The following is a 3,757-nucleotide window of genomic DNA, read 5'->3' as shown; positions in this document are numbered from 1 at the left end:
TGTAAGGAGTTATCAACGTGAAAACTACATATCTTAAACCTGTGCTGGATTTAGAGGCTACAGGTACAAAAATCAAAACACTTATGAAGCAGCGGGGAATTACACCTCGTCAGCTGCAGATTCTTCTCGATTTTCCGTATGTCCAGACGATTTACAATTGGTACCAGGGAAAAAATATGCCGACAATCGATAACCTTGTTGTACTTGCACAGGTACTTGGCGTAACAATGGATGATATTGTCGTGACCAGAATGGTTGAGATGGAAATCGATGTTGTGGAGGGCGTGGAAGTTCTTAGTGCATGAAACAAATACGCGTATAGCTCAGCTGGTAGTAGCATCGGTCTCCAAAACCGAAGGTCTTAGGTTCGAATCCTAATGCGCGTGATAGAATCTGTAGCCAAGCAGGTTAAGGCAACGGTCTGCAAAACCGTCATCGTGGGTTCGATTCCCATCAGGTTCTCTTTTTATGGAGTTACTGGTGTAAAGGTAACACTCCTGCCCGTGGAGCAGGCATTCTGAGTTCGAATCTCAGGTAATTCCCTTTCTTTGGTCTGCTGGTGCAACGGTCAGTAAGTTCGATTCTTGTATTCCCCGCTAGTATTCAACTTTCAAAGATTCTACTCCATAGGTTTCTTTGAATTCTTTTTCATCAGCAGACGAACGGATGAGCATTACTTCTGTAAAGTGTCCATCCGTTTTGTTTTTGAAGCCGGCGACTTTTTCTCCGGTGCAGATTGAAGAGCGGATTACGGCATACTGAGTTTCGGGATCGAATTGTACGGCTGGTTCGCTGGCTTTCTTGCGGCCGAAGAGTTTCATTTTGGACCTCGTTTATATTTCAGAATTATCAAAATGATTGCTATGTGATGTATTTTATCATGAAACTAGATTTATTACAGTGTTTTGAACGGAAATCTCTGCTATAATGCAGAAAAGGAAAAAATTTGGATGAATGAATTTAATGAATATGTTCGCGACTGTTTTTCTGAAGCAGGCGATATTGTCATAAAACCTATGATGGGCGGATACCTTGTATATTTTAAAGGAAAACTGATAGGTGACATTTGCGGTGATGAGCTGTTTTTGAAGAGAACTCCCACATCGGACAGACTGCTTGCAGATTCTGAACTGCGTTATCCGTATGAAGAATCAAAAACTCTGATGCATGTATTTGATAGTTTTGATGATAAGGCTCTGATTCAAGAACTTCTTGATGGCATGTATGCTGAACTTCCGGAAAAGAAAACCAAGAAAGCCAGATGAAAAAGATAAAAAAATGCGAATCATAAATCTTGTAGAAAATGAGGATATGTTCGATATGATTTTGGAGATTACAGATTCAGCTGAAAAACAATCTATCGCAAGAAAAGTACTTGATATGTCTGAAGGAGACAGGAAATGCTACGGTTGAACTTGCCGTTATGGGAGTTATGAAAGAGTTCCATCGAAACGGTGTTGGTCGCCAGCTCGTAGAAAAAGCCAAAGAAGTTGCCAAGGCCCAGGGCTATGAGTTCATGCAGGTTAAGACTGTGAAAATGGGAATGTATAAAGATTACGATCGTACCAATCTATTTTACATCAGCTGTGGTTTTAAGGAACTCGAAGTATTCCCTCTTCTCTGGGACGAAGCCAATCCCTGCCAGATTTATGTGATGGCTTTGTAAATAATTACAACCTTTGTTATACTATTGCAAACGGAGTTTTGGAGGAGAAAATGAGAAAGCACTGGCTTGATAATATCAGATGGGTTACAGTTCTGATTGTCGTTATTTATCATCTTTTTTACATGTACAACGCAGAAGGAATTGTTGGCGTTGTTGGAAAAATTACTTCCATGGATGTTCAGTGGTTTGATACTTTTATGTACATTGTTTATCCCTGGATGATGGTACTGCTTTTTATTGTATCGGGAATCAGTTCACGCCTGTATCTTGAAAATCATACAAACAAAGAATTTGTGAGAAGCCGCACTACAAAGCTTCTGGTTCCTTCCACAATTGGACTTCTGGCTTTTCAGTTTATTCAGGGTTATGTAAACATGAGTCTGGGTGGATACGGCGGAGAGTTTGACCAGGCACCTCTTTTCGTCCGTTACCTGATTATGGCTCTTTCCGGAACGGGAGTTCTCTGGTACATTCAGGTTTTGTGGTTACTTTCTTTGCTTCTGGTTCTGGTAAGAAAAATTGAAAAGGATCATCTCTGGAAGCTATGCGAAAAAACTAACGTGATTGTCCTGATTCTTTTGGGCGCTCTTGTTTGGGGTGCTGCTCAAATTTTGAATACGCCTCTTATAGTTGTTTACCGGTTCGGACTTTACGGCTGCGTCTTCTTCCTTGGATACTTTATTTTCTCCCATGACGAAGTTATTGAGAGAATGAAAAAATGGTTTCCGCTTTTTGCGACGGTTGCCTGCGGTTTATGCATCGCTTTCTGTATCGTTTATTTCGGACAGAATTACGCCGACGTTCCTATAAACAGAAGTCCGCTTTTCACAATGTTTGCCTGGTTTATGAGTCTTGCCATAATCGGAGGTTTTGCCCGCTTCTTTAATTTTGAAAATAATGTTACAAAATGGTTCAATAAGCGAAGCTGGGGACTTTACGTTTTCCATTATCTTGGTCTTTCCATTGTGGCTCTTCTATTCGGAAAGTCTGAAACCATTCCTGTATGGGCAATTTACATTTTGAGCCTTGCGGCAAGCTTCGCACTGGGCTACGCGTTGAACGAGATTATAAGCCGCATTCCATTCTTCAGATGGGCTGTATTGGGAATCAGTAAGAAAAAGCCCGAAAAGGTTAAAGAAATAGAAGGGAATGACAATGTTCAAGGATAACTTAAGCTAGCCGACCTTCCGGGAACTTTTCGGCTACTGGTGCATAAGTTTTTATGGCAGCATATTCTTCGCTGCATTGCTTGAATATGATTTCTTTTGACATAATTTTTCCTATCTGTTTATAAAATATAATCCCACAAGGCAGATTGCAACTCCCAGGACTTTATTCCAGTTGATTGCTTCATGATAGCCGATTAGGCCTACAATAATCAGAACAATGGCAAGAATTGCATTTGTCGTAACTGAAAGAGTATTTACTTTCCAGCCGGCCTTGTAAGCAAAGATAAAGCCTACTTCAAGTCCGGTAATCACGATTCCAAGAACGATTGTGGCCCAGTTAGTGTGGGAAAATTCTTTTAGGATGTTGCCGCCTTTGGATGTAACAAAGAAAGCCAGAGCCGAAAAGAGCGTTGCCACAGCATAAGTGATTGTCATGCTGGCATAGGTGTTCATCTGCTCAGGGATTCCCTTTGCGCAAATCTGATAAAGTGTGTTTGAAAAAATAATGATTAAAAGCGGCCAAATGTAATTGAACATGGACGACTCCTTAGAGAAAAATTGCCCATCTTCAACGACCTAATGATGTGGCTGAATGTTATAGGGATGAAAGTTCCTGGCACATTCCTACCCGGTGGCAGATAGGAATATTATATCGGAGAATGAGGAAGATGTCAGTTATGCTTAGTTTTGATGATTGTCAGGGCACAAGGCATTCTGCCGTGACCGATTATATGTGTTTGATTCAGGACGCTTTTCCTGGAATCTTTTTCTGAATTGCGATTCAGGCTTTGCTTTTTTATTTTGAACGGAAGCTCCATTTTTCTCTAAAAAAAGAAGACTGCCTGAAAAAGACAGCCTTAAGTGATTATTTTTTGAGGATTCTTATTGACAAACTGGGGCCTTATATGTGTTATGTGTTTTT

Annotated in this window: 7 protein-coding genes and 2 tRNA genes; 7 read left to right on the top strand and 2 right to left on the bottom strand. The window is 40.6% G+C overall.

The window, feature by feature from the left end; translation table 11 throughout:
• Positions 1–17: 17 nt before the first annotated feature.
• From BM161_RS14095 to BM161_RS14085, 3 genes are all read left to right on the top strand, one after another.
• Entirely contained in the window at positions 18–305 is a 288-nt protein-coding gene (locus tag BM161_RS14095; protein ID WP_218150261.1) for a helix-turn-helix domain-containing protein, read from the top strand.
• A gap of 7 nt (positions 306–312) precedes the next feature.
• Positions 313–386, top strand: a tRNA-Trp gene (locus tag BM161_RS14090).
• A gap of 3 nt (positions 387–389) precedes the next feature.
• Positions 390–462, top strand: a tRNA-Cys gene (locus BM161_RS14085).
• A 134-nt stretch (positions 463–596) separates the two neighbouring features.
• Here the strand turns inward: BM161_RS14085 and BM161_RS14080 are convergent.
• Positions 597–821, bottom strand: coding sequence for a hypothetical protein (locus BM161_RS14080; protein WP_074933906.1), 225 nt, complete (start codon positions 819–821; stop codon positions 597–599).
• Between the two features lie 129 nt (positions 822–950).
• Here BM161_RS14080 and BM161_RS14075 point away from each other — a divergent pair, with 129 nt between their 5' ends.
• The 4 genes from BM161_RS14075 to BM161_RS14065 are packed head-to-tail and all read left to right on the top strand — an operon-like array spanning position 951 to position 2,835.
• Positions 951–1,265: a TfoX/Sxy family protein gene (locus BM161_RS14075; protein WP_074933909.1), complete on the top strand. Its 315-nt coding sequence runs from the start codon at positions 951–953 to the stop codon at positions 1,263–1,265.
• A gap of 13 nt (positions 1,266–1,278) precedes the next feature.
• Positions 1,279–1,413, top strand: coding sequence for a hypothetical protein (locus BM161_RS14525; protein WP_280521790.1), 135 nt, complete (start codon positions 1,279–1,281; stop codon positions 1,411–1,413).
• Between the two features lie 10 nt (positions 1,414–1,423).
• Positions 1,424–1,666: a GNAT family N-acetyltransferase gene (locus BM161_RS14070; protein WP_143090589.1), complete on the top strand. Its 243-nt coding sequence runs from the start codon at positions 1,424–1,426 to the stop codon at positions 1,664–1,666.
• Between the two features lie 50 nt (positions 1,667–1,716).
• Positions 1,717–2,835 carry an acyltransferase family protein gene (locus BM161_RS14065; protein WP_074933903.1) on the top strand — a complete coding sequence of 373 codons (1,119 nt, stop codon included), beginning with the start codon at positions 1,717–1,719 and terminating at the stop codon, positions 2,833–2,835.
• Positions 2,836–2,946: 111 nt separating this feature from the next.
• Here the strand turns inward: BM161_RS14065 and BM161_RS14060 are convergent, their stop codons facing one another.
• Positions 2,947–3,372 (bottom strand): EamA family transporter, encoded by a 426-nt coding sequence (locus BM161_RS14060; protein WP_074933901.1) that lies wholly within the window; start codon positions 3,370–3,372, stop codon positions 2,947–2,949.
• Positions 3,373–3,757: the final 385 nt, after the last annotated feature.

It is taken from the genome of Treponema bryantii (assembly GCF_900113965.1).
In the GTDB taxonomy this organism is placed as follows: Bacteria; Spirochaetota; Spirochaetia; order Treponematales; family Treponemataceae; genus Treponema_D; species Treponema_D bryantii_A.
This window is presented reverse-complemented; position numbering and strand designations above follow the sequence as displayed.